Source organism: Pseudomonas beijingensis (assembly GCF_030687295.1).
Taxonomy (GTDB): Bacteria; Pseudomonadota; Gammaproteobacteria; order Pseudomonadales; family Pseudomonadaceae; genus Aquipseudomonas; species Aquipseudomonas beijingensis.
This window is the reverse complement of the sequence record NZ_CP117425.1, coordinates 1,754,766-1,779,770: the sequence shown is the minus strand read 5'-3', so window position 1 is coordinate 1,779,770 and position 25,005 is coordinate 1,754,766. Positions and strand designations below refer to the sequence as shown.

At 62.7% G+C, this 25,005-nt stretch carries 23 protein-coding genes and 1 pseudogene; 11 read left to right on the top strand and 13 right to left on the bottom strand.

All coding sequences use genetic code 11. The features are described 5' to 3' along the window. Nucleotides 1-3 precede the first annotated feature (3 nt). On the bottom strand, nt 4-1,095 hold the full coding sequence (locus PSH84_RS08110; RefSeq protein ID WP_305482549.1) for a calcium:cation antiporter: 1,092 nt from the start codon (nt 1,093-1,095) through the stop codon (nt 4-6). 376 nt (nt 1,096-1,471) lie between these two features. Here PSH84_RS08110 and PSH84_RS08105 point away from each other — a divergent pair, with 376 nt between their 5' ends. The 3 genes from PSH84_RS08105 to PSH84_RS08095 all read left to right on the top strand — a co-directional run bounded on the left by PSH84_RS08105 (nt 1,472) and on the right by PSH84_RS08095 (nt 4,639). Then, the gene (locus tag PSH84_RS08105) at nt 1,472-2,554 is read left to right on the top strand and encodes a BMP family ABC transporter substrate-binding protein (protein ID WP_122567331.1); all 1,083 of its coding nucleotides are present in this window, start codon (nt 1,472-1,474) and stop codon (nt 2,552-2,554) included. 81 nt (nt 2,555-2,635) lie between these two features. After that, complete coding sequence (locus PSH84_RS08100) at nt 2,636-3,601, top strand: 2-oxoglutarate and iron-dependent oxygenase domain-containing protein (protein WP_305469572.1); 966 nt, start codon at nt 2,636-2,638, stop codon at nt 3,599-3,601. An 84-nt stretch (nt 3,602-3,685) separates the two neighbouring features. Next, nucleotides 3,686-4,639 carry an adenosine deaminase gene (locus PSH84_RS08095; protein WP_060739317.1) on the top strand — a complete coding sequence of 318 codons (954 nt, stop codon included), beginning with the start codon at nt 3,686-3,688 and terminating at the stop codon, nt 4,637-4,639. Nucleotides 4,640-4,824: 185 nt separating this feature from the next. Here PSH84_RS08095 and PSH84_RS08090 read toward each other — a convergent pair whose 3' ends face one another. From PSH84_RS08090 to vimR, 3 genes are all read right to left on the bottom strand, one after another. Continuing rightward, nucleotides 4,825-6,207, bottom strand: coding sequence for an MFS transporter (locus PSH84_RS08090; RefSeq protein ID WP_305482548.1), 1,383 nt, complete (start codon nt 6,205-6,207; stop codon nt 4,825-4,827). A 112-nt stretch (nt 6,208-6,319) separates the two neighbouring features. After that, the gene (locus PSH84_RS08085) at nt 6,320-7,054 is read right to left on the bottom strand and encodes an ArsR/SmtB family transcription factor (protein ID WP_122567210.1); all 735 of its coding nucleotides are present in this window, start codon (nt 7,052-7,054) and stop codon (nt 6,320-6,322) included. A gap of 141 nt (nt 7,055-7,195) precedes the next feature. Continuing rightward, nucleotides 7,196-8,125 carry a transcription regulator VimR gene (vimR, locus tag PSH84_RS08080; RefSeq protein WP_305482546.1) on the bottom strand — a complete coding sequence of 310 codons (930 nt, stop codon included), beginning with the start codon at nt 8,123-8,125 and terminating at the stop codon, nt 7,196-7,198. 114 nt (nt 8,126-8,239) lie between these two features. On the opposite strand from vimR, the gene PSH84_RS08075 reads away from it, so the two are divergent. Then, nucleotides 8,240-9,253, top strand: coding sequence for a zinc-binding alcohol dehydrogenase family protein (locus PSH84_RS08075; RefSeq protein ID WP_122567212.1), 1,014 nt, complete (start codon nt 8,240-8,242; stop codon nt 9,251-9,253). Nucleotides 9,254-9,496: 243 nt separating this feature from the next. Then, the gene (locus tag PSH84_RS08070) at nt 9,497-9,667 is read left to right on the top strand and encodes a hypothetical protein (protein WP_163006800.1); all 171 of its coding nucleotides are present in this window, start codon (nt 9,497-9,499) and stop codon (nt 9,665-9,667) included. Nucleotide 9,668: 1 nt separating this feature from the next. On the opposite strand, the gene PSH84_RS08065 is transcribed toward PSH84_RS08070, so the two are convergent. Together PSH84_RS08065 and PSH84_RS08060 are read right to left on the bottom strand one after the other, a co-directional pair. Next, on the bottom strand, nt 9,669-10,871 hold the full coding sequence (locus PSH84_RS08065; protein ID WP_122567213.1) for a multidrug effflux MFS transporter: 1,203 nt from the start codon (nt 10,869-10,871) through the stop codon (nt 9,669-9,671). Between the two features lie 95 nt (nt 10,872-10,966). Continuing rightward, entirely contained in the window at nt 10,967-11,164 is a 198-nt protein-coding gene (locus tag PSH84_RS08060) for a heavy-metal-associated domain-containing protein (RefSeq protein WP_122567214.1), read from the bottom strand. A gap of 148 nt (nt 11,165-11,312) precedes the next feature. Here PSH84_RS08060 and PSH84_RS08055 point away from each other — a divergent pair, with 148 nt between their 5' ends. The 3 genes from PSH84_RS08055 to cueR all read left to right on the top strand — a co-directional run bounded on the left by PSH84_RS08055 (nt 11,313) and on the right by cueR (nt 14,714). Further along, nucleotides 11,313-11,696, top strand: a complete 384-nt coding sequence (locus tag PSH84_RS08055; RefSeq protein WP_122567215.1) for a hypothetical protein — start codon at nt 11,313-11,315, stop codon at nt 11,694-11,696. Between the two features lie 226 nt (nt 11,697-11,922). Beyond that, nucleotides 11,923-14,316, top strand: coding sequence for a heavy metal translocating P-type ATPase (locus tag PSH84_RS08050; protein WP_305482544.1), 2,394 nt, complete (start codon nt 11,923-11,925; stop codon nt 14,314-14,316). After that, nucleotides 14,313-14,714, top strand: a complete 402-nt coding sequence (gene cueR, locus PSH84_RS08045) for a Cu(I)-responsive transcriptional regulator (RefSeq protein ID WP_122567217.1) — start codon at nt 14,313-14,315, stop codon at nt 14,712-14,714. The genes PSH84_RS08050 and cueR overlap by 4 nt, the downstream gene beginning before the upstream one ends. Before the next feature lie 647 nt (nt 14,715-15,361). On the opposite strand, the gene PSH84_RS08040 is transcribed toward cueR, so the two are convergent. Beyond that, nucleotides 15,362-16,255: a PA4780 family RIO1-like protein kinase gene (locus tag PSH84_RS08040; RefSeq protein WP_014336406.1), complete on the bottom strand. Its 894-nt coding sequence runs from the start codon at nt 16,253-16,255 to the stop codon at nt 15,362-15,364. Between the two features lie 239 nt (nt 16,256-16,494). Further along, entirely contained in the window at nt 16,495-17,286 is a 792-nt protein-coding gene (locus PSH84_RS08035; RefSeq protein WP_122567218.1) for an AraC family transcriptional regulator, read from the bottom strand. 79 nt (nt 17,287-17,365) lie between these two features. Here PSH84_RS08035 and PSH84_RS08030 point away from each other — a divergent pair, with 79 nt between their 5' ends. Then, nucleotides 17,366-18,394, top strand: a complete 1,029-nt coding sequence (locus tag PSH84_RS08030; RefSeq protein ID WP_305469562.1) for a bile acid:sodium symporter family protein — start codon at nt 17,366-17,368, stop codon at nt 18,392-18,394. On the opposite strand, the pseudogene PSH84_RS08025 reads toward PSH84_RS08030, so the two are convergent. Beyond that, nucleotides 18,381-19,658, bottom strand: a pseudogene (locus PSH84_RS08025) (acetyl-CoA C-acetyltransferase). The gene PSH84_RS08030 and the pseudogene PSH84_RS08025 overlap by 14 nt on opposite strands. Nucleotides 19,659-19,915: 257 nt before the next feature. Here PSH84_RS08025 and PSH84_RS08020 point away from each other — a divergent pair. Next, on the top strand, nt 19,916-21,268 hold the full coding sequence (locus PSH84_RS08020) for a 3-oxoacyl-ACP reductase (RefSeq protein ID WP_305469559.1): 1,353 nt from the start codon (nt 19,916-19,918) through the stop codon (nt 21,266-21,268). A gap of 2 nt (nt 21,269-21,270) precedes the next feature. Further along, the gene (locus PSH84_RS08015) at nt 21,271-22,125 is read left to right on the top strand and encodes a MaoC family dehydratase (protein WP_305482543.1); all 855 of its coding nucleotides are present in this window, start codon (nt 21,271-21,273) and stop codon (nt 22,123-22,125) included. Between the two features lie 541 nt (nt 22,126-22,666). Here PSH84_RS08015 and PSH84_RS08005 read toward each other — a convergent pair. Genes PSH84_RS08005 through PSH84_RS07990 form a run of 4 tightly spaced genes read right to left on the bottom strand, consistent with a single transcriptional unit; the run spans nt 22,667 to nt 24,923 of the window. Beyond that, nucleotides 22,667-23,221 carry a DUF4136 domain-containing protein gene (locus PSH84_RS08005; RefSeq protein ID WP_122567223.1) on the bottom strand — a complete coding sequence of 185 codons (555 nt, stop codon included), beginning with the start codon at nt 23,219-23,221 and terminating at the stop codon, nt 22,667-22,669. A gap of 20 nt (nt 23,222-23,241) precedes the next feature. Next, entirely contained in the window at nt 23,242-23,859 is a 618-nt protein-coding gene (locus PSH84_RS08000; RefSeq protein WP_305482541.1) for a DUF4136 domain-containing protein, read from the bottom strand. 12 nt (nt 23,860-23,871) lie between these two features. Beyond that, nucleotides 23,872-24,621 carry a methyltransferase gene (locus PSH84_RS07995; protein ID WP_305482539.1) on the bottom strand — a complete coding sequence of 250 codons (750 nt, stop codon included), beginning with the start codon at nt 24,619-24,621 and terminating at the stop codon, nt 23,872-23,874. Next, nucleotides 24,618-24,923 carry a MazG-like family protein gene (locus PSH84_RS07990; RefSeq protein ID WP_092205098.1) on the bottom strand — a complete coding sequence of 102 codons (306 nt, stop codon included), beginning with the start codon at nt 24,921-24,923 and terminating at the stop codon, nt 24,618-24,620. The genes PSH84_RS07995 and PSH84_RS07990 overlap by 4 nt, the downstream gene beginning before the upstream one ends. Nucleotides 24,924-25,005: the final 82 nt, after the last annotated feature.

The window sequence follows — 25,005 nt, the reverse complement described above, 5'->3', positions numbered from 1 at the left end:
CTTCTAGAGGCCCAACAGCGACAACATGATAAACGTCGCGAACAACACAAAGTGGGTCATGCCTTCAATGGCATTGGTTTCACCATCGTTAAGGTTGATCGCGCTGACGATCAGGGTGATGAAGATCATCACCGTCTGCACCGGGGTCATTGCCATCTGGAAGGGTTGGCCGGTGTAGAGGGCCATGGCTTCCATCACCGGCACGGTGAGGATCACGGTGGACAGCGAAGCGCCCAGCGCGATGTTCACCACCGATTGCATGCGATTGGCCAGAGCGGCGCGCAGGGCGGTGAGGATTTCCGGCGCGGCGGAGATCGCGGCCACCAGAATCGCCGTGACCACTGGCGGCGCGCCCGAGCCTTCCAGGCCCAGGTCGATGGCCTTGGACATGACTTCAGCCAGCGCCCCGATCACCACCACGCCAAACACCAGCGCACTGATGGAGAACGTCAGGCTGATGGGTTTCGGCTCGTTTTCCACCGGCTCTTTCTTGCGGCGTTTTTCCGGATAGCTGTAACTGAAGAAGTAACTGTGAGGCCCGACCTGCATGCGCAGGAACAGGGTGTACAACACGATCATCGCGCCGATGGTAAATGCCGAATACATTTTCCAGCTCTCGCGGGGAATGAACTCCGGTACCACCATCGACACCCCCATGGCGGTGAGAATCATCACGCTGTAGGTGCGCGCCGAATCGTCGTTGTAAGCCTGCTCGCCATGCTTGATCCCGCCCATCAGCGCCGCGAGCCCGAGAATGCCGTTGATGTCGAGCATCACCGCCGAGTAGATCGTGTCTCGCACTAACGTCGAGGACGCTTCGTTGCTCATCATGATCGCCAGGATCACCACCTCCACCAGCACCGCCGACAGGGTCAGGATCATGGTGCCGTAAGGATCGCCGACCTTTTCCGCCAGCAGCTCGGCGTGATGAGCCACGCGCATGGAGGCCGCGACGATGAAGCCGATCAGGACCAACCCACCCAGCAACGCGACGATCTGCCCGCTGCCCAACAGCCAGTGTTCCAGCGGATAGGCGATACACGCGGCGACCAGCGCCAGCAACAGCAGTTTTTCTTGCTTGATTAAAGTGAGCATCGCGGGCCTGTCACCGTGGGCGGGGTCATGAGCTACTGACTATGGGGGGACGCGAACGTTTCGTTCGGTGTGATGCACCAGGGGGTGGCGCTTGCAGGCAGAGTGCACCTTTATTGTTCTCAAAGGCCTCATCGCGGGCAAGCCTTGCTCCCACAGGTATTGCGTCGCACTTGTGAAGCAAGCTTGCCTTCCCATGAGGTTGTGCTGCCCATCTGTTGGGGCAAGGTCTGATTCCACATGGTTTGGCGTTGCACTTGTGGGAGCAAGGCTTGCCCGCGATGGCGGCATCAAGATGCCGAACATTAGTTGTCTTGTTGGTCAGCATTTTGCATTGGTGCTGCACAGCCAACCTCACAACAAAACGGAGTTCGAGTTCATGCACAAACGCCCCTTGAAGCAGTTGCTTTGCGCCGTCGTCGCAGCCGTCGGCCTGGGCGCCGGCCTGAATGCCAGTGCCGCCGACCCGCTGAAGGTCGGCTTCGTCTATATCGGCCCGATCGGCGACCACGGCTGGACCTATCAGCATGAACAAGGGCGCAAGGAGCTGGCGGCGAAATTCGGCGAGCAGATCACCACCCATTACGTGGAAAACGTGCCGGAGGGGGCCGACGCCGAGCGGGTGATCCGCAACATGGCCAAGGACAAATACGACCTGATCTTCACCACCTCCTTCGGCTACATGAACCCGACGCTCAAGGTCGCCAAGCAATTTCCCAAGGTGATCTTCGAACACGCCACTGGCTACAAACAGGACAAGAACCTGGGCACGTACCTGGCACGCACCTACGAAGGCCGCTACGTCGGCGGCTTCCTCGCGGCCAAGATGACCAAGACCAAGAAGATCGGCTACGTCGCCTCCTTCCCGATCCCGGAAGTCATTCGCGACATCAACGCCATCCAACTGGCCCTCAACAAATACAACCCCGGCACCGAGATCAAGGTGGTGTGGGTCAACTCCTGGTTCGACCCGGGCAAGGAAGCCGACGCCGCCAACGCACTGATCGACCAAGGCGTGGACGTGGTGTTCCAGCACACCGACAGCCCGGCGCCGATCCAGGCCGCCGAGCGACGCGGCGTCTATGCGGTGGGCTACGCTTCGGACATGGCTCACTTCGGTCCCAAGGCGGTGCTGACGTCCATCGTCAACGACTGGGGCCCGCATTACATCCAGGCGACCCAGAGTGTGATCGACCACAGCTGGAAATCCCAGGACTACTGGGGCGGCCTGAAGGAAGGCACGGTGAAACTACCGATCAGCGACCTGGTGCCAGCAGCCGTCAAGGGCGAAGCCGAGCAGATCATCGCCGACATCGAGAGTGGCGCCTTCCACCCGTTCACCGGCCCGATCAAGGACCAGGCCGGCGTCGAGAAAATCCCCGCCGGCGCGAGCGCCACCAATGCGGAACTGGCGTCGATGAATTATTACGTCGAAGGCATGAAGGCTGAGATTCCGAAGTAATCCTCAGGCCAAACACATAACCCTGTGGGAGCGAGCTTGCTCGCTCCCACATGGGTCCGCGTCCAAATTCAGGAAAGCCGCATGAACAGCCTGCCCATCATCGACATCAGCCCGCTCTACGGCGATGAGCCCGACGCCTGGCAAGCCGTCGCCGGGCACATCGACCGCGCCTGCCGCCAGTGGGGCTTTTTCTACATCAAGGGCCATCCCATCAGCCCGGCGCGCATCGCCGAGGTGCTGGGCAATGCCCAACGCTTCTTCGCCCTGCCCGTCGAAGAAAAACTCAAGATCGACATCACCCGGACCCGCCACCATCGTGGTTACGGCGCCGTCGCCACCGAACAGTTGGACCCGACCAAGCCCAGCGACCTGAAGGAAACCTTCGACATGGGCCTGCACTTGCCGGCCGATCACCCCGAGGTGCTGGCGGAAAAACCCCTGCGCGGCCCCAACCGGCACCCTGATCTGAACGGCTGGGAAACCTTGATGGAGCAGCATTACCGCGACATGCAGGCGCTTGCGCAAACCCTGCTGCGGGCCATGACCCTGGCCCTGGGCATCGAGCGGGACTTTTTCGACACGCGTTTCAACGAGCCGGTAAGCGTGCTGCGCCTGATCCACTACCCGCCCCGCGACACCGCCAGTTGCGCCGAACAGCAAGGTGCCGGGGCACATACCGACTACGGCTGCATCACCCTGCTCTACCAGGACGCCGCCGGCGGCCTGCAAGTACGCAACGTCAACGGCCAGTGGGTCGACGCGCCGCCCATCGACGGCACCTTCGTGGTCAACCTCGGCGACATGATGGCGCGCTGGAGTAACGACCGGTACCTGTCTACGCCGCATCGGGTGATCAGCCCACTGGGAGTGGACCGCTATTCGATGCCGTTCTTCGCCGAGCCACACCCCGACACGCTGATCCAATGCCTGCCCGGTTGCCAGGATGACGCCCACCCGCCAAAGTACCCGACCACCACCTGCGCACAATTCCTGCTCTCGCGCTTCGCCGACACCTATGCTTACCGCCGGGAGCCCCACGCCGTGTAGTGGATCAGCCGGTCAGGTTTTACCCGACAGGACGGCCAGCCCCCTGTAGAATGCCCGCCATCGATTCGCTGATGAGAAAAGACCATGTACGACTGGCTGAACGCCCTGCCCAAGGCTGAACTGCACCTGCACCTGGAAGGCTCGCTGGAGCCCGAGCTGCTGTTCGCCCTGGCCGAACGCAACAAGATCGCCCTGCCGTGGAATGACGTCGACACCCTGCGCAAGGCCTATGCCTTCAACAACCTGCAGGAATTCCTCGACCTGTATTACCAGGGCGCCGATGTGCTGCGCACGTCCCAGGATTTCTACGACCTGACCTGGGCCTACCTGTTGCGGTGCAAGGCGCAGAACGTGATCCACACCGAACCGTTCTTCGACCCGCAGACCCACACCGACCGTGGCATCCCGTTCGAAGTGGTGCTCAACGGCATCGCCGCCGCCCTCAAGGACGGCGAGCAGCAACTGGGCATCACCAGCGGCCTGATCCTGAGCTTCCTGCGCCACCTGAGCGAAGAACAAGCCGAGAAAACCCTCGATCAAGCGCTGCCATTCCGCGAGGCCTTCGTGGCCGTGGGCCTGGACAGTTCGGAAATGGGCCATCCACCGAGCAAGTTCCAGCGCGTGTTCGACCGCGCACGCAACGAAGGCTTCCTGACCGTCGCCCACGCCGGCGAAGAAGGCCCGCCCGAGTACATCTGGGAAGCCCTCGACCTGCTGAAGATCCAGCGCATCGACCATGGCGTGCGGGCCATCGAAGATGAGCGGCTGATGCAGCGGATCATAGACGAGCAGATTCCATTGACCGTCTGCCCGCTGTCCAACACCAAGCTGTGCGTGTTCGACGACATGTCGCAGCACAACATCCTCGACATGCTCGAGCGCGGCGTGAAGGTGACGGTGAATTCCGATGACCCGGCGTACTTCGGCGGCTACGTCACCGAGAACTTCCACGCCCTGCACACCCACCTGGGCATGACCCAAGACCAGGCCAAACGCCTGGCGCAGAACAGCCTGGATGCGCGACTAGTAAAACCCTAAAGCCGACAATCAACCCTGTGGGAGCAAGCTCGCTTCCACAGGTTTTTGATCGCCTGCACATCCCCGGTTGGACGCAGATTCAATTGTGGGAGCGAGCTTGCTCGCGATGGCGGTGTATCAGTCGACAGCGATGTTGGATGCCGGACCGCTATCGCGAGCAAGCTCGCTCCCACAGAGGAAGGTGTTTAGTCGGCGACGGGCGCTTCGCTCAACTCCTCCAGTGTCTTGCCCCGCGTCTCCATCCCGAACAACCAGACCACCCCCGCCGCCACGGCGAAGCACAGCGCGCCCAGGGCGAACACACCGCCCTGGCCGGTGATGGGAAACACAAGGCCGGTCACCAATGGGCCAAGCAGCGAACCGATACGACCTACCGCCGAAGCAAAGCCCGAGCCGGTGGCCCGGGCCGAGGTGGGGTACAGCTCCGGCGTGTAGGTGTAGAGCACCGCCCACATGCCAAACAGGAAAAACTGCATCAGCAGCCCGGTGCCGATCAACAAGCCGACGTTGCCGCCAAACACCGCGCTCTGCCCATACAGAAACGCCATCACCCCGCCGCCCAGCAACGTGATGATGCACACCGGCTTACGCCCCCAACGCTCCACCAGCCAGGCCGCCATCAGGAAGCCGGGAATCCCGCCCAGGGAAATCAGCACGGTGTAATACACCGACTGGGTCACGGCGAACCCCGACTGCTGCAACAACGCGCTGAGCCAGGACGTCAGGCCATAGAAACCGAGCAAGGCGAAGAACCAGACGCTCCAGATCATCATCGTGCGCTGGCGATACAACGGCGACCATATCTGCGCCAGGGCCGAAAAGAAATTGCCCGGCGTGCTCTCGACCCTTGGCAGGCGGATCGGCTCCGGCAGGTCGCGCCGTCCCAGCGAGGCCCGGACCTTGTCTTCGATTCGCTTGAGCACCGCGTCCGCTTCGTCACCCCGACCGGCCTGCTCCAGCCAGCGCGGCGACTCGGGAATGAAGAAACGAATCGCCAGGACAAACACCGCCGGCACCGCCAGCACCAGGAAGATGTCGCGCCAGCCGATCACCGGCAGCAGAAAATACGACAGCACGCCCGCCGCCACGAAGCCCAGCGGCCAGAAGCCGTCCATCAAGGCGATGTAGCGCCCTCGACGCTTGGCCGGGATCAGCTCCGAGAGCATCGACTGGGCAATCGGAAACTCCATGCCCATGCCGATGCCCAGCAGGACGCGAAACAACGTCAAGGTCTCCACGTCTTGGGCGGTGGAGCACAGGTAGCTGGCAATGCCCCACAACACGATGCTCCATTGGAACACCGGTTTGCGCCCGAAACGATCGGCCAGCATGCCCGACAGCGACGCCCCCAGCACCATGCCGAAGAAGCTGGAGCTGGCGAGCAGACCGGCCTGGGCGGTGCTCAGGCCGAACTCGGCTTTGATCGAGCCCAGCAGGAACGTCATCATCGCCAGGTCCATGGAGTCGAAGAAAAACGCCAGGGCGATGATGATGAAAATCACCCGGTGATACCCGCTGATGGGTAACCGCTCCAAGCGTTCCGCCGCGCTGTAACCGTGAATGTCCATGCTACCTCCCCAATCCGATGATTTCCCCGGACCGAGTGTGCGCGAACCTTACGGGTGGCGATTGCTGAATACGACCTGTCGACAGCCCTGAGCGACGCGCCAGGAGCGTTCCCTAGAACGCCATCTCCACGGCATCCTGCCGGGCGAACCGGTGGATTTCCTGTTGGCCGAGCGTCGTTACCTGCAAGGCCCGCGAATCGTTGGGCAAGGTCAGCCAACCCGACTGCATGAACAGTTGCAGCAACGCCGCCCCCAGCGCGCCACCCAGGTGCGGACGTCGCTCGCTCCAGTCCGGGCAGGGGCAGGCAACACGGGCATTGCGATGGGCCAGGGCCTGGATGAACAGGCCACGCTCGGCCAATTGATTGGCGCCCTTGTGCGTGACGACCACCCGTTGTTCGAACTGCTCGATCCACCCGGCGTCGAGCAGGCGCTGGTAAAGGTCGGCCGCCAGGGTTCCCCCCAGGTGATCGTCGCACAGCCTGGCCCGCATCAACGAAGCGGGGGCCGAAGGGGCCTTGGTCGGCATGACCCGGCGCTTGAAAACATCCGGAATCTGCCGTGGCGTACTGACCAGGGTCGCGCTGGCCAGTGCTTCGACGGCTGCGCCGATTTCAGGCGCGGCCAGGCGGAAAAACCGCTTGCGGCCCCGGGCTTCGACTTTCAACAGGCCTCCGGCGGACAGACGCCCCAGGTGCGCATTGGCCGAGGACGGCGACAACCCGGCGAGCAACGCCAACTCCTCGGCCTGGCGGGCCGTGCCGTCCATCAAGGCCCACATCATTGCGCTGCGCTTGGGGTCAGCCAGCAGCGTGGCGATCTGGCTGATGCAAGGTGCATGTTCCATGTATTCACTCCCTGTTGAATCATTCGTCTACTGCTCTGGCGCAGGCGGTCGCTAGTATAAGCGCGACTATCGAGCTTTCCTGTCCTCCGGAAACCTTTGGAGGCGATTGTTCATGAGGGAAAATTCTCTATTTGCGCGCGACTAATGGCCGGGCCCCGTCGGGAGTGGAAATCGAGCCGTCAACTCAGCACAGCGGGCCTGGAGCATGTCCCGCAAAAGATTGATGGGTTTGCTCAATTGCGCCCGGTGGGCACACAGCAAATTGAGGGGCGCGCGTTCGCATTGCAGGTGCGGCAAGAGGATTTTCAAACGCCCGGCCAGCACATCGGTGGACACATCCAGCCACGATTTGTAGGCAATCCCGGCCCCCGCCACCGCCCAGCGGCGCACCACATCGGCGTCATCACTGAAACGGTCGCCACTGACGGTGAGGCTCACCTCCCGTTTGCCGTCATGAAAACCCCATCGGTCATGGACCCGGCTGCCCAGCATGTACAACAGGCAGTTGTGCTGGGCAAGTTGTTCCAACTGATGGGGTTCGCCCTGGCGCGCCAGATAATCCGGCGATGCACACAGCACCCGACGGTTGTCCGGGGCGACGGGCAAGGCCACCAGGCTCGAATCTTCCGGCTCGCCATAACGAAGGGCGATGTCCACCGGCTGCTTGAACAGGTCGGCCATGCGATCGCCCAGCAGCAGCCGCACCGTCAGCCCCGGGTGCTCGCGCTGGAACGCATCCAGCCAGGGCAACAGCAAGTTGCGTCCCAGGTCCGACGGCGCGGACAACTGCAACACCCCGCTGACCTGATCCTGGCCGCTGGTCAACAACCGCCGCCCTTCGTCAAGGCTGCTCAACGCGGCCCGGGCATATTCGAGAAAACCCTCGCCTTCCGCTGTCAGGCGCAGGCTACGGGTGGAGCGGGCCAACAGCCGCGCGCCAAGGTGCAGCTCGATCCGTTTCAATGCGGCACTGGCCACCGCCGCCGACAGGTCCATGACCCTGGCCGCGGCCGACAGACTGCCCAAGTCCGCCGCCCGGACAAACAATTGCAAGTCATCGAAGCGCAGCATCACCCCTCCATTATCAAAAAAGCATTGAAAGAGCCTGTTGTTTTAGCCGGTTTTATCTCGGCGATAAATAGCTAAACATGGCCTTCATCGAAACTCACCTCACGGAGCCGCTTCATGAAAGCCATCGCCTACTACCACTCATTGCCTATCACCGACCCGCAATCGCTCCAAGACATCGAGCTGCCGGAGCCGGTCGCCGGTCCCCGGGACCTGCTGGTGGAGGTCAAGGCCATTTCGGTCAACCCGGTGGACACCAAGGTCCGCCAGAACGTCCAGCCCGAAGCTGGCGTTGCCAAGGTGCTGGGCTGGGACGTGGCCGGCGTGGTCAAGGCGGTAGGCAGCGAGGTCACGCTGTTCAAGGCCGGGGACAAGGTGTTCTACGCCGGCTCCATCGCCCGGGCCGGTGGCAACAGCGAATTGCACGTGGTGGATGAGCGCATTGTCGGCCACATGCCCAAGACCCTCGGTTTCGCCGACGCGGCGGCGCTGCCGCTGACGGCCATCACCGCCTGGGAATTGTTGTTCGAACGCCTGCACATCCAGGAAGGCCAGGACGACCAGGGCCAGAGCCTGTTGATCGTCGGCGCCGCGGGTGGCGTGGGCTCGATCCTGACGCAACTGGCCAGCCAACTCACCGGGCTGAAGGTGATTGGCACCGCGTCCCGTGCGCAAACCCAGGAATGGGTGCGCAGCCTGGGTGCCGACCTGGTGATCGACCACAGCCGCCCCTTGAGCGACGTATTGAAAGAAGCAGGCCAGCCCCAGGTGACTCACGTCGCCAGCCTGACCCAGACCGACCAGCATCTGGATCAGTTGGTCGAAGCCCTCGCGCCCCAGGGCAAACTGGCGCTGATCGACGATCCCAAGGCGCTGGACGTGACCAAGCTCAAGCGCAAGAGCCTGTCGTTGCATTGGGAGTTCATGTACACCCGCTCGCTGTTCGAAACGGCTGACATGCTTGAACAACACAAACTGCTCAACCGTGTGGCTGCCCTGATCGACGCCGGCACGCTGAAGACCACGGTGGGCGAACATTTCGGCACCATCAACGCCGAGAACCTGCGCCGGGCCCATGCCTTGCTGGAAAGCGGCAAGGCCAAGGGCAAGATTGTGCTTGAAAGCTTCTGACTGCACTGGGCAGTAGCCCTGCAAACAATCCTGTGGGAGCGAGCTTGCTCGCGATGGGGCCAGGTCAGGCAACATTGATGTCGGCGGGTCCACCGCTATCGCGAGCAAGCTCGCTCCCACAGGTGTTGCATCAACCTGGAACTGCACCGTCAGTCCGAGAATTGATCGTTGTCACAACTACGATCGCATTCGGGTCTACACTCGAGGCCTTTGCAACGTAATCTTTTCGTGAGGAGGTCAGCAATGAAGATCCTGATAAAAGAAGTGGCAAAATCCCAATGGCAAGTGCGTCTTGACCAGCACGTCGTCACCTTTCGTACCGAGGCCGAAGCCCAGGCTTTCGCCACGACCTTGCAAGCGCGGATCCACGCCCCCCATCATTTCCCCGAACAGCAGCAGCGCGCGGCCGGCTGAGTCAGCCCTCGCGACTGGCCTGGGCCAATGCCCGGGCATTTTGCAGGCGACGGGTAAGCATGGCGGCACACACCACCAATAACCCGCAGAGACTGATGACCAAGGCCATCGGCACTGCGGTGCCGTCATGCAACGCGGCGACCAGCGCGGCGGCGCCCGCCGCGACCGAAAACTGCAGGCATCCGAGCATGGCCGAAGCACTGCCGGCCCGTGCGCCCTGCCCGTTCATGGCGCAGGCCGAGGCATTGGGAAGGATGCAACCCAGGCTGGCGATGCAGATAAACAGCGGGATCAGCAGCGGCCACAACTGCGCAGGTTGCAATGAACTGACCGCCAGCAGGCTCAGCCCGGCGCCCAGGTAGACCCACACCGCGCGGCTCAGCAGGAACGCCGGGCCGCGCTTGGACAGCAGCCGGGCGTTGACCTGGGCAACCAGGATGAACCCCGCCGCGTTGGTGCCGAACAGCCAACCGAAATGCTCGGCGGGCACGCCATAAAGCTTGATGAATACAAAAGGCGAACCGGCGATGTAGGCAAACATCCCAGCGATAGCGATGCCCCCCGTCAACGCATGACCGAGATAGACCGAATCGGTCAGTAACCGGCCGTATTGGCGCAACGCGCCCGACAAGGGTGGTCGAGGCACATGGTCCGGCAAGCTTTCCGGCAACCACAAGGCCACGGCCGTTGCCGCCAGCGCGCTGAACAGGGTCAGGGCAATGAAAATCGACTGCCAGCCGTGCAGGTTCACCAGCAACCCGCCCAACATCGGCGCGAGAATCGGCGCCAGGCCCATCACCAGCATCAACTGCGAAAACACCTTGGCCGAGCCCACCGCGTCGCATTTGTCGCTGACCACGGCCCGGGAAATCACCATCCCGGCGCATCCGCCGAGGGCCTGGACGAAGCGGGCGCCGATCAGCCATTCGAGGTTCGGCGCATAGGCGCAGGCCAGGGACGCCAGGGTGAACAGGCCGACGCCAGTCAGCAGCGGAATGCGCCGGCCGAAGCGATCCGCCACCGGCCCATAGGCCAGTTGCCCAATGGACAAACCGAGGAAATAGGCCGCCAGGGTCAACTGGATGTGTTTTTCGTCAGTCCCGAAGGCGGTGGCCATCGCCGGAAAGGCGGGCAGGTAGAAGTCGATCGCCAAGGGACCGAAAGCGCTCAAGGCGCCAAGAATCAGAATGATACGGAGGTTCATCGGGCGTCCAGCTCAGGCGTCGTTCGACAGCCCGACAGTCTAGCCGTGCCGGGCGCGCTTGAACATTCCGATAGGTCGCTAACGATTAAAAAACTTCAAGCAGGACTGACCTCATAGCCCTCCTTCTGGATGGCCGCGAGCACGGCATCGGCCGCCAATGAGCTCTGGACCCGGACGGTCTTGGCACCCAAGTCGACTTGCACATCGGCCGTCGGGTCCTTGGCCTGGACAGCCTGGGTGATGGCCTTGACGCAGTGGCCGCAGGACATTCCCTGAACATTGAATGTTTGCATGAGATGACTCCTTGGAATTGAGGTTGGCGCCAGTCTCAAGCTTGCCATCATGGCAAGGTCAAGTTCTGACAAAAACTGCCGGGCTGGCAATCGGCATCGCCCTCAGCCAAGCTGCACACATTAAGGATTTAACACCGGAGGTTCAGCCATGCGCTGGTCAGCGTTCAGCCTGTTTTGCATGCTCGGTTTTTCAGCGGTGGTGCCCCAGGCCTCGGCCGCCGGCGAAGACTACGGCGTGGTGATCATTTCCCGCGAACGCCTGGAAGTATCGACCAATTGCGAAATTGGCATCTACATCCAGGATCAGCTCTCGGCCAGGCTGTTCCAGGAGCAAAGCACCTCGTTCAACCTGCCGCCGGGCCAGTTTTCCTTGCGCCTGAAGTTGCTGCCGGGGCAGGCGCCGGGTTGCAATCCGGGCATGCTCGCCCCAGGGTCGCAGAACATCACCCTCAAGGCCGGCGACATCTTGAAATTCCGCATCGCCATGACCCAGGAAGGCATGTTCCTCAAATCGGCCGGCCTCGGTTACTGACACGCCACTTCCTCCCTGTGTGAGCGAGCTTTGTGGGAGCAAGGCTTGCCCGCGATGAAAGCACCACGGATTTCCGGATGACCGCAGCGCCTGGATCGCGAGCAAGCTTTGCTCCCACAAAACCAGCTCCCATATCAGAGATGCGTTCAAGCTTTTCGATTGGCGCTTGACCTTGCCAACATGGCAAGGTTGATCCTGTAGTCATTCACTACAGGGAGCCTGACCGATGTCCGAATCCACCACATTCGATCTACCCATTGCCGGCATGACCTGCGCCAGCTGCGCGGGGCGGGTCGAGCGGGCCTTGAGCAACGTCGCCGGTGCCAGCGCCGTCAGCGTCAACCTGGCGACGGAACTGGCGCGTGTCCAGGCCCCCGAAGGCAGCCTGCCGGCCTTGAAGCAGGCCGTCGAGCAGGCGGGCTATAGCGTTCCCGTGCACATCCTGGAATTGAACATCGAAGGCATGACCTGCGCTTCCTGTGTCGGCCGGGTCGAACGGGCCCTGGGCAAGGTCGACGGCGTGAACAGCGTCAGCGTCAACCTGGCCAATGAGCGCGCCCACCTCGAACTGCTCGGCCAGGTGGATGGGCAAACCCTGATCGATGCGGTCAAGCGCGCCGGCTATAACGCCACGGTCTGGCAGGCCGAGCAGGTCGCCGACACGCAAAGCAAGCGTCTGAACCGTGAACGCCTGGCACTGGTGCTGGCGATTCTACTGTCCGTGCCGCTGGTGCTGCCGATGCTGCTGGAACCATTCGGCGTGCATTGGATGCTCCCGGCCTGGGTGCAGTTCGCCTTGGCGACACCGGTGCAATTCATCTTCGGTGCACGTTTCTACGTCGCCGCCTTCAAGGCCCTGCGGGCCGGTGCCGGGAACATGGACCTGCTGGTGGCCCTGGGTACCAGCGCCGGCTACGGCTTGAGCGTCTATGAATGGGTGATCGCCCGTCCCGGCAGCATGCCGCACCTGTACTTCGAGGCCTCGGCCGTCGTGATCGCCCTGGTGTTGCTTGGCAAATACCTGGAAAGCCGCGCCAAACGCCAGACCGCCAGCGCCATCCGCGCCCTCGAAGCCTTGCGCCCGGAGCGGGCGATCCAAGTGATCGAGGGCCAGGAACGGGACGTTGCCATCAGCGCCCTGCGCTTGAATGACCTGGTGCTGGTCAAGCCCGGCGAACGCTTCCCGGTGGACGGCGAAGTGCTGGAAGGGCAGAGCCACGCCGACGAAGCGCTGATCAGCGGCGAAAGCCTGCCGGTGCCCAAGCAACCCGGCGACAAGGTCACCGGCGGCGCCATCAACGGCGAAGGCCGGCTGCTGGTCCGCACGCAAGCCTTGGGCACCGAAACCGTCTTGGCGCGCATCATCCGCCTGGTGGAAGACGCCCAGGCCGCCAAGGCGCCGATCCAGAAACTGGTGGATAAAGTCAGCCAGGTCTTCGTCCCGGTGGTGCTGGTACTGGCCTTGGCGACGTTGATCGGCTGGTGGCTTTACGGTGCGCCACTGGAAACGGCGCTGATCAACGCCGTTGCGGTGCTGGTGATCGCCTGCCCCTGCGCCCTGGGTCTGGCGACGCCCACGGCGATCATGGCCGGCACCGGCGTGGCTGCGCGCCACGGCATTCTGATCAAGGATGCCGAGGCCCTGGAGCGCGCCCATGAAGTCACGACCGTGGTGTTCGACAAGACCGGCACCCTGACCTCCGGCACGCCGCGCATCGCCCACTTGACTGCCCTGGACGGTGGTGAAGACGCGCTGCTGAAAATGGCCGGCGCGCTGCAACGCGGCAGCGAACACCCGCTCGCCAAAGCGGTACTGGACGCCTGCACCGAGCGCGGCCTGGATGTGCCGGATGTCAGCGACAGCCAGTCTCTGGCCGGACGTGGCATTGCCGGCAGCCTCGACGGGCGCCGCCTGGCCTTGGGCAATCGCCGTCTACTGGACGAACTGGGCCTGGTCCCAGGTTCGCTAGCCGAGTCGGCACAGGCTTGGGAAACAGAAGGCCGCACGTTGTCCTGGTTGATCGAACAAGGCGCGGCGCCGCGGGTGCTGGGCCTGTTCGCATTCGGTGACACCCTCAAGCCTGGCGCTCTCGCCGCCGTACAGGCCTTGAATGAACAGCACATCGCCAGCCATCTGCTCACCGGCGACAACCAAGGCAGTGCCCGGGTCGTGGCCCACGCGCTGGAGATATCCAATGTCCATGCCGAGGTATTGCCGGCGGATAAATCCGCCATCGTCCAACAATTGAAGCGCCATTCGGTGGTGGCGATGGTCGGCGACGGCATCAACGACGCCCCGGCCCTGGCCGCCGCCGACATCGGCATTGCCATGGGCGGCGGCACCGACGTGGCGATGCATGCCGCGGGCATCACCCTCATGCGCGGCGATCCGCGACTGGTGCCGGCGGCGCTGGACATCAGCCGCAAGACCTACGCCAAGATCCGTCAGAACCTGTTCTGGGCGTTCGTCTACAACCTGATCGGCATCCCCCTGGCGGCGTTCGGTTTGCTCAACCCGGTGCTGGCCGGCGCGGCCATGGCGCTGTCAAGCGTCAGCGTGGTGAGCAATGCGCTACTGTTGAAGTTCTGGACACCCAAGCAGTTGGAGGACAAGCGATGAACATCGGCCAAGCGGCCCGCCAGAGCGGCCTGAGCGCGAAGATGATCCGTTATTACGAATCCATCGGCCTGCTCAGGGCTGCCCATCGCACCGACAGCGGCTATCGGATCTACGGCACTGATGACCTGCACACCCTGGCGTTCATCAAGCGCTCCCGCGACTTGGGGTTCTCCCTGGAAGAAGTCGGCAAACTGCTGACCCTCTGGCAAGACCGCCAACGCGCCAGCGCCGACGTCAAGGCCCTGGCCCGGCAACACATCGATGAGCTGAACCAGAAAATCCGCGAACTGGCCGAACTGCGCGACACCTTGCAGGACCTGGTAGAGCACTGCCACGGCGACCACCGCCCGGATTGCCCGATCCTCAAGGAACTGGCGTCGGGGTGTTGCAAGAGTTGATGCCCTGCGCCAATCCCCTGTGGGAGCGAGCTTGCTCGCGATAGCGGTGGCTCAGCTTGCGGTGATGATGGAGACCCACAAGGGTTTTGGGAGCGGCACGTCCTGTGGCGAGGGAGCTTGCTCCCGCTGGGGCGCACAGCGGCCCCAAAAAAGCGATGAGCGCTGCGCACTCAAACGGGAGCAAGCTCGCTCCCACAGGAGAAACGCGGTCTCGCCAAGAGCCAGGTCGGCTATCAGGCCGCCTCGTGGTGGACGTTGATTTCGGCGCCCCGTTAACCACGATGGCTGAACGAAGGTATTGCGCAGTGGGCAACCCGGCATGGATGCCGGGTTAGCCGCGCTGGGCCATGGATGGCCCTTCGCGGCGGCCCACGGAGCAATGCCTTCGTTCAGGCATGCCGAGCCTAGGCGAGGCACCGAGTGGTGGGGCAGAAGCGTTTTGGTTACTTTTGCGCTTTTCAAAAGTGACCCGCTGTAAGAGCGGAACCCTAAGCCGCCGTTACGCAAAAAACGGATCTACACACAAAACAACCAAACACCGAGCTTTCAAAAAAACCAAAAAAACGGCGCTTCCCATTTCTGAAGGAAGCGCCGTTTTTTCTAAGCGAACAGCATTACGGCCATTGGCCGGGTTTCTGCTCAACCGATCATTGCATCCACGGCGGCGGTGGTTCTTCGGTCTTGCCGGGTGGGGCATCGTCGGCAGCGCGGACGGCCTGGCGGCGTTCTTCATCCAGACGGGCCGCCTCGATTTCACGCATGATCCCACCGACATCCGCCAGCTCTTCCGGCTCGTCGAACTCGCCGGTCAGCACGCTGGCCGGGTGCAAGGTGCCGGCTTCATACAGCGCCCACATTTCCTTCGCGTACTTGGTGCGCTTGAGTTCCGGGGCGAACCGGCCGAAGTAGGACGCCATGTTGCCCACGTCCCGCTCCAGCATGCTGAAGGCATGGTTGTTACCCGCCGCATCCACGGCTTGCGGCAGGTCGATGATCACCGGCCCCGTCGGCGTCAGCAGGACGTTGAACTCCGACAGGTCACCGTGCACCAGGCCAGTACACAACATCAGCACGATCTGGGAAATCAGATAGGCGTGATATTCACGGGCCTGGTCCGGCTCCAGTACCACATCGTTCAGGCGCGGCGCCGCATCGCCGTACTCGTCGGCCACCAACTCCATCAGCAGCACGCCTTCAAGGAAGTCGTACGGCTTGGGCACGCGCACACCCGCGCTCGCCAGGCGGAACAGCGCCGCCACTTCGGCATTCTGCCAAGCGTCCTCGGTTTCCTTGCGGCCGAACTTCGAGCCCTTGGCCATGGCCCGGGCCTGACGGCTATTGCGGACCTTGCGGCCTTCCTGATACTCGGCCGCCTGACGAAAACTTCGCTTGTTCGCCTCCTTGTAGACCTTCGCGCAACGTAGCTCGTTGCCGCAGCGCACCACATAAACAGCTGCTTCTTTACCACTCATGAGTGGGCGCAGCACCTCGTCGACCAGACCGTCCTCGATCAGGGGTTCAATGCGTTTTGGAGTCTTCATCAGCTTTTATTGTGGGTCCTTTATTACCAAACACGCGAATGACAGTCGTTATACGGCAATCCTTCCTCCACGGGGAGGGGTTGCCGACCTATGAACCTGTGATGCACACAATGTGCCGGATCAATCGACCGCGCCGAATCATAGCCGAGACCGGACCTGGCGTTGGCAACTGAATGCCCAGGTATTTGCGACAAAGGCTGACAGTCACATTTACCGCCGTCGTAGGCCAGTGCCGCGGCTCAATGCTTGAACAACTCCCCCGGGGTATACCCAAACATCCCCTTGAACGCGGCAATGAATGCGGACGTTGAATCATACCCACAGGACAACGCGGCGCTGGTGACGCTATCGCCCTTCTCCAACGAGCCCAGGGACGACAACAAGCGCATGCGCTGACGCCAGGCCCGAAAACTCAGGCCGGTCTCGCGCTGGAACAGGCGCATCAGGGTTTTTTCCGAGGTGCCCAGACGTTCAGACCAGGCTTGCAAGGTGACGTTCTGTTCGGGCTGTTCGATCAATTCGTTACACAGCGCCAGCAAGCGGGCATGGCGCGGCAGCGGCAGGGAGAATCCTACCTCCGGTAACGTCGCCAACTGATCCAGCAGCACCTGCACCAGCCGTTCTTCCTGGGTATCGCCCTGGGGATAATCAACCGGAAGCTGACAGAACACCTTGATCAACTCACGGGCCAGCGGCGTGACTTCCAGCACCCGACAACGCTCGTCGGCCCAGGGGCAGGCATGGCGGTGGACATACAGACTGCGCATTTCCGCCCGGGTGGAGGTCACCACCTGATGTTCCAGGTCGGCCGGGATCCAGATACCCCGTTGTGGCGGGGCGAAGAAACTGCCGGCGGCGGTGTGTACGCCGAGAACGCCGCTGATGGCGTAGGAAAATTGCACCCAGTCATGACGATGGGCTTGGGTCCAGGAGCCGGCGCTCAAGCTTTCGACACGGGCGTACAACGGCCGAGGCAATTGCGTCAGGTCAGGGATACGGCGTTCCAGCTGCTGGTGTCCGTTAGGCGGCATTGATTGGCCTTATGTCGCAAGACGACTGATGAGGACGACGTTAGGCTAAGTCGACTTTTCTTACAACATGCGGTGCCCTATGCATATCTTCAGACACCTCAAACGCATGGTGACCGACTGGTTCCTGTGCGGCATGGTGCTCGCCACGCTGCTGGCGTATTTCTTTCCCACCTTTGGTGCCAAGGGCGGTGCCATGCATGCCGAATGGGTGGTCAACATCGGCATCTTCGTGGTGTTCTTCCTGCACGGGGTCAACCTGTCCGGCGAGCAGATCCGACACGGCCTGAAGAACATCCGGCTGCACGTGATGGTGCAGGCGTTCACCTTTGGCGTATTTCCGTTGCTCTGGCTGCTCAGCAACTGGCTGCTGGGCAGCCACGTGCCGGCGCTGCTGATGCTGGGGTTCTTCTACCTGTGCGCCCTGCCCTCGACAATTTCGTCCTCGGTGGCCCTGACCGGCAGTGCAAAAGGCAACGTGCCGGCGGCGATTCTCAACGCGAGCCTGTCCAGCGTACTGGGGATTTTCCTGACCCCGTTGCTGGTCAGCTTCGTGGTCGGCAGCGGCGCTGGTGGCATCGACCTGGGTTCAACCTTGCTCGACCTGTGCATGATGTTGCTGCTGCCACTGGTGCTGGGGCAGTTCCTGCGGCGCTGGCTGGCCGGTTTTTTCGGTCGGTACAAACGCTACACCAGCATCATCGACAAACTGGTGATCCTGCTGCTGGTCTACGCGGCCTTCTGCAACTCGATGGTGTCCGGCATCTGGGGCCAGCAAGGTAACGGCGTGTTGCTTAGCGCAGTGGTGGGCAGTGCCGTGCTGCTGGCAATCATCCTGTGGGCGACCACCCGCACCGCCCGCGTCCTGAAATTCAGCAGTGCCGATGAAGTCGCCGCGGTGTTCTGCGCCAGCAAGAAATCCCTCGCCGCCGGAGTGCCGATGGCCGCATTGATTTTCGGCAACCACCCGGGCCTGGGGCTGATTTTGCTGCCGATCATGATCTATCACCCGTTGCAGTTGATCGTCTGTTCGATCCTGGCCGAGCGCTACGCCAGCCGGCACAAAGAACTGGCGTCCCGCCAGGATGGCGCGCTGCTCAACGCTCGATAATCGCCGTCACGCCCTGGCCGGCGGCGGCGCAGATGGAAATCAACCCGCGGCCTCGCCCGGCGGCATCGAGCAACTTGGCGAGGTTGGCGACAATGCGCCCGCCCGTGGCGGCAAACGGATGCCCGGCGGCCAGGGAACTGCCCTTCACATTCAGCCGGCTGCGGTCGATGGACCCCAGTGGTGCATCGAGGCCCAGACGGGTCTTGCAATAATCCGGGTCTTCCCAGGCCTTCAGCGTGCACAGCACTTGGGCGGCGAACGCTTCGTGGATCTCGAAGTAATCGAAGTCCTGCAAGGTCAGGCCGTTGCGCGCCAGCAAGCGCGGCACGGCATAGACCGGAGCCATCAGCAGCCCTTCGGCGCCATTGACGAAGTCCACCGCCGCCGTTTCACCGTCGCGCAGGTACGCCAGGATCGGCAGGCCCCGGGCCGTGGCCCACTCTTCGCTGCCCAGCAGCACCAACGAAGCACCATCGGTCAGTGGCGTGGAGTTGCCCGCAGTCATCGTGCCCTTGGCACTTTTTTCGAAGGCTGGTTTGAGGGAGGCGAGTTTTTCCAGGGTCAGGTCCGGACGCAGGTTGTTGTCCCGGGTCAGGCCGAGAAACGGTGTCATCAAGTCGTTCTGCCAACCTTCGGCGTAGGACGCGGCCATTTTCTGATGGCTTTCCAGGGCCAACTGGTCTTGGGCCTCCCGGGGGATCTGCCAGGTCTGGGCCATCAATTCACAGTGCTCGCCCATGCTCAGGCCGGTGCGCGGTTCGTTGATGCGCGGCAGATCCGGCATCAGGTGCTGGGGGCGCAATTGCAGGAAGGTCTTGATTTTATCGGCGGTGGTCTTGGCGCGATTGGCTTGCAGCAGGATCTTGCGCAGTCCTTCATTGACGGCGATCGGCGCGTCCGACGTGGTATCGACGCCGCCGGGCAATACCGCTGTCGATCTGCCCCAGGGCGATTTTGTTGGCCACCAGCAGCACCGTCTCCAGCCCCGTGCCGCAGGCCTGCTGTACGTCATAGGCCGGCGTCATCGGTGACAACCGCGAACCGAGCACGCATTCGCGGGTCAGGTTCATATCCCGGGAGTGCTTGAGCACCGCACCGGCCGCCACTTCGCCGATGTGCAAGCCATGCAGGTTGTAGCGTTCGATCAGCCCCTCGAGGGCAGCCGTCAACATCGCCTTGTTGCTGGCGGTGGCATAGAGCCCGTTGGAGCGGGCGAAAGGAATGCGGTTACCACCGATGATCGCGACGCGGGTAGTTGTGTCATGAAAAACTCCCTGTGCAGGTCTAGTGCCCTATGAAAACTCAACCGAACCCTGTGGGAGCAAAGCTTGCTCGCGATGAACGATGACGCGACCTACCCTGAAAACGCGGTGTCTGCATCGCGAGCAAGCTTTGCTCCCACAAGGATTCGGTGCCTTGGAGAAAGCGCTTGCGCTCAAGCTTAGGCTTTATCTGGCCGATCGAACGACTGATTGCCAATCATGGTCCACACTTGGAACCTCATCAGCCGGAGTGTGTTCCATGTCTGACCGTTATATCGACTTCGCCAATTCGCCCCTCGGCCGGCGCATGGTCGGGTCCCTCGGCCTGCCCTCGCCGGTACGCCTGGAACGCTGGCAGGCCGGGCGGCTGCGGCCGATCGAAGGCGCACTGCTGCTGGGCGGCGGGCCGTTGACCGAACAGATCGGCACGTTTGCCAAGCGCCTGACCGACAGCATTTTCATCTACGGCGGCGAACCGACCGTGGCCACCGAGTGGATCCCCGGCCACGGCCCGAAAATCAAGGCAGTGGTGTACGACGCCAGCCATTTGGTGCAGGCCGACCAGCTCAAGCAGCTGCGGGAATTTTTCCAGCCGCTGATGAAAAACCTCGACCACAGCGCCCATGTCGTCCTCCTCGGGCGCGCGCCGGAAAGTCTTGCCGATCCCTTCGCCGCCAGTGCCCAGCGGGCGTTGGAGGGTTTCAGCCGTTCCCTGGCTAAAGAGTTGCGCCACGGTGGGACGCTGCAACTGTTGTATGTCGGCGATGGTGCCGAAGCCCAGTTGGAAGGTGCCCTGCGGTTTTTCCTGTCCCCCAAGAGCGCCTTCATTTCCGGGCAGGTCATTCGCCTCAACGCCTGTGACACCCAGGTCCATGACTGGACCCGACCGCTCACGGGGCTCAAGGCACTGGTCACGGGCGCAGCCCGCGGAATCGGCGCGTCTATCGCCGAAACCCTGGCCCGCGATGGAGCCGACGTGATCCTGCTGGACGTCCCCCAGGCCAAGACCGACCTCGACGCCCTGGCGGCACGCTTGAGCGGGCGCAGCATCACGCTGGATATCTGCGCCGAAGAGGCCGCCGCCCAGTTGATCGAGTACTTGCCCGACGGCGTCGACATCGTGGTGCACAACGCCGGCATCACTCGGGACAAGACCCTCGCCAACATGACCCCGGAATTCTGGGACGCCGTGCTGGCCGTCAACCTCAACGCCCCGCAAGTGCTGACCAAGGCCCTGCTCGACAGCGGCACCCTGCGCGACAATGGCCGGGTCGTCCTGCTGGCGTCCATCAGCGGCATTGCCGGCAACCGTGGGCAGACCAACTATGCGGCGAGCAAGTCAGGGTTGATCGGCCTGGCCCAGGCCTGGGCGCCGCTGCTGCAACCTCGGGGCATCAGCATCAACGCCGTGGCGCCGGGCTTCATTGAAACCCGCATGACCGCCGAGATCCCCTTCGCCTTGCGCGAGGCCGGGCGGCGCATGAGCTCCCTGGGCCAGGGCGGCTTGCCTCAAGATGTCGCTGAAGCCGTGGCCTGGCTCGCGCAACCGGGCACGGGTGCCGTAACCGGGCAGGCCCTGCGGGTATGCGGGCAAAGCCTTTTGGGAGCATGACCATGACGATCCAATGGCATGAGGTCAGCAGCCCGCCATCCATGTCCGGGCTCTATTCGAAAGCGGCGACACGGCGCAAGGTCACCGGAACGACCTTGCCCCAGGAAGGCCTGCGCCAGGTGCTTCAGGTCGACCCGCAACGCCTGGCGGCCTATCGCAAAGTGTGCGGTTTCGTTGATAACGGACTGCTGCCGCCGACCTATCCCCACGTCTTGGCGTTTGCCCTGCAGATGCAATTGCTCACGAGTCGGGACTTTCCCTTTCCGCTATTGGGGCTGATCCACTTGAGCAACCGCATTCGCGTACTGCGACCCATGGGCGGGGTCGGTCAGGTGCGGGCCAGCGTCCATGTCGAGAATCTGCAAGCCCACCCCAAAGGCGCAGTATTCGACCTGGTGACCGGCCTCGATGATCAATTGGGGCCGTTGTGGGAGGCCCGGAGCCAGATGCTGTGCAAAGGCGTCCAGCTTGACGGCCCGCTTGTAGAGGACTCACCGCAGGCCAGCCTGCCCTTGGTTGAGGTGGCGCGCTGGACCGCACCGGCGGACATCGGCCGGCAATACGCCAAGGTTTCCGGCGACTACAACCCGATTCACCTAAGCGGCATCAGTGCCCGGCTGTTCGGCTTCCCCACCGCCATCGCCCATGGCCTGTGGAACAAGGCCAGGACCCTGGCGGCGCTCGATGGCCATCTGCCCGAGGCCAACATCGAGATCGACGTGACCTTCAAGAAACCGGTGCGCCTGCCCAGCGAAGTCACCCTGCTGTCCAGTGCGGCGGGTTCCAGTGGGCAACTGCAACTGGTGGGGGCCGGGGCGTTGGAGCATATGGTGGGCGAGTGGCGGCCGGTGACCTGAACAGGTCGATGGTATTCACAGTTTGTTCCGGGGTGTTCATAGATCCGAGGTCCACCGCCAATCCCCTGTGGGAGCGAGCTTGCTCGCGAAAGCGGTGGGTCAGCTTGCATGGATGTTGAATGGGCTGCCGTCTTCGCGAGCAAGCCCGCTCCCACAGTTTGTTCGGGGGGTGTTCATAGATCCGGTGTCCACCGCCAATCCCCTGTGGGAGCGAGCTTGCTCGCGAAAGCGGTGGGTCAGCTTGCATGGATGTTGAATGGGCTGCCGTCTTCGCGAGCAAGCCCGCTCCCACAGTTTGTTCGGGGGGTGTTCATAGATCCGGTGTCCACCGCCAATCCCCCTGTGGGAGCGGGCTTGCTCGCGAAAGCGGCGGGTCAGCTTGCCTCAAGGTTGAATGAGCCGCCGTCATCGCGAGCAAGCTCGCTCCCACAGATTTGTTCCGGGGTGTTCATAGATCCGGTGTCCATCACCACTCCCTGTGGGAGCGAGCTTGCTCGCGATTGCGGCGGATCAGCTTGCACCCATCCTGAATACGCTGCGGTCAGCGCGGTGGGTAGTTGGACAGAATCCGCCCCACCGTCTCGCGCACGGCCGTGTTGCGGTCGGTCGGGTTGGGGGAGTTGCTGAGCATTCGTTCATCACTACCACGCCACACCAGCTTGCCGTCCTTGCCGTCGAGCAGGTCGATCTGCACAGTGGCGACTTTGTAGCTGATGTTGCGGGTTTCGTTGTACATCGGCCCACCCCAGTAGCCATTCCAAGGCCCACCCCAACCGCCGCCATAGTTGGTCGTGACCTGCTGCTGGCGGTCCTCGACGATCAAATAAGCCTGGACCAGCACATCGCCGCGCCCGTCCGCCGCAGGGCGCAGGCCGCGCTGGTCGAGTTGATCAGCCACCGCCTGGCGGATCCGCTGTTCGGTCAGGTCGCTCTTGATGCGTGGGTCATCGGGGCGATATTGCAGCGCCGGGTCTTTCCAACTCCAACTGCGATACGCCGCGAAATCACGGCTGGCGTCGAAGTCATGATTGACTGGGTTTGAGGCACAGGCCCCCAGCAACAGGGTGAAGGCCAGTAGAGCAAGACGGCGAAACATGGTTTTTCTCCGTTGCGTAATCAACTTGGAGGATACGTCGACATGGCTTTTTCCACCGCTTCGCGAATGGCATCGGTGCGCTCGCTCTGGCTGCCCCGCTGACCGGTCTCGGCGCCGGCGCTCCACACCGGCTGACCGGTGCGGGCATCGAACAGGTCTACCCGAACCACAACGACCTGCTCCTGATACGTGCGCACCATCGGCATCGGATGGTACACGCCATAACCCGGACCGTAGCGGTCATAACGGTTATAGCCGCCGTAGTAACCGGCATCATAGTCGTCCCGGACCTGACGCACGCGAGTCTCCAGGCGCAGGTCGGCGCTGACGAACAGGTCGGCGGGCCGGTTGTCATGCAGGGGCCGTAGGCCGCGCTGGTCGAGAGCATTGCTCACCGCTTCAGCCACCTGGGCCGAATCCGCCCAGGCAGTGCCCGGTGGCAGGCGCCCGTCGCGCCAGGCCCAACTGCGATAGCGCCCGTAATCACGGGGCGGCGCAGGGTAGGCACTGCGGTCGAATACCGTGGCGGCCTCAGGCGGCGCCGGCGGCAACGGATTGGAGGTGGCGACATAGGGGTTGCTGCCCTGGCAGGCCACCAGCCCCAGGCACAGCACCAACAACCCTGAACGACCTTTCATTTCGCTCTCCGCTTACACCGGACGGCAGATCCAGTGCAGATAACGTCCCAACCCGGCAAACGCCGGATGGCGACGGTGAGCCAGCTCCATTTCCAGTAATTGCGCAAGTTCCACGCGGCCCTGGAACTCCACCGGCATGTAGTCATGGAAAACCCGCACACCACTCTGGCTTTCGACCTGCCACAGGCCTTCAAGTTGCGCCGCCAATTCTCGCGGATCAAGGGGTTGTTGCGGCGTCAGGCTCTGCTTTTCACCGGCCATGTCGTTTTTGCGCAACTTGCGGAAATGCCCCTTGAGCAGATTGCGATAGACCAGCGCGTCACGGTTGTAGAACGCCAGGGACAACCAGCCGCCAGGCGTCGTAAGTTGATGCAGCACCGGCAGGATCGCGTGAGGCTCGGCCAGCCACTCCAGCACCGCGTGACACAGCACCAGGTCGTAAGGTTCGGTCAGTTGGCCGAGCAGGTCCTGCCACGGCGCCTGGATGAACGTGGCCTGCTGGCCGGCCTCGGCAAAACGCTGGCGGGCGCCTTCGAGCATGGGTTCGGCCGGCTCGGCCAGGGTCACCTGGTGGCCGCGCTCGGCCAGCCACAACGACATGTGGCCCAGGCCTGCGCCGATGTCCAGCACGCGCAATGGACGTTGCGCCAAGGTTTCCAGCAGATCGGCCTGAAGCACCGCCAAGCGGATCGCACCCTTGGCCCCGCCGTAGATTTTTTCCGCGAAGCGCGTGGCGAGCAGATCGAAATGACGGTCGCTCATTGGCCGAACCGCCGTTCGCTGTCGGCCAGTTTGCTGCGCACCACGGCGTCCATGTCCAGGCCCAGCTCGCTGCAAAGCAGCAACAGGTACAACACGATGTCACCGACTTCCTGCCCGGCGTGGGCCAGCTTGTCCGCCGGCAACTGGCGGGACTGGTCCTCGGTCAGCCACTGGAAAATCTCCACCAGCTCGGCCATTTCCACACTGGCGGCCATGGCAAGGTTTTTCGGGCTGTGAAACTGCCGCCAGTCGTTATGGTCACGAATGGCATGCAGGCGTTCGGTCAGTTCAACAAGGTTCATCGGGTTCTCCTGAATGCGCATAGCTTCAGGGGGATGACCGGGGAAGGCAAGAGTCTCGGTACGAAGCGACGGTTTGCCCCAT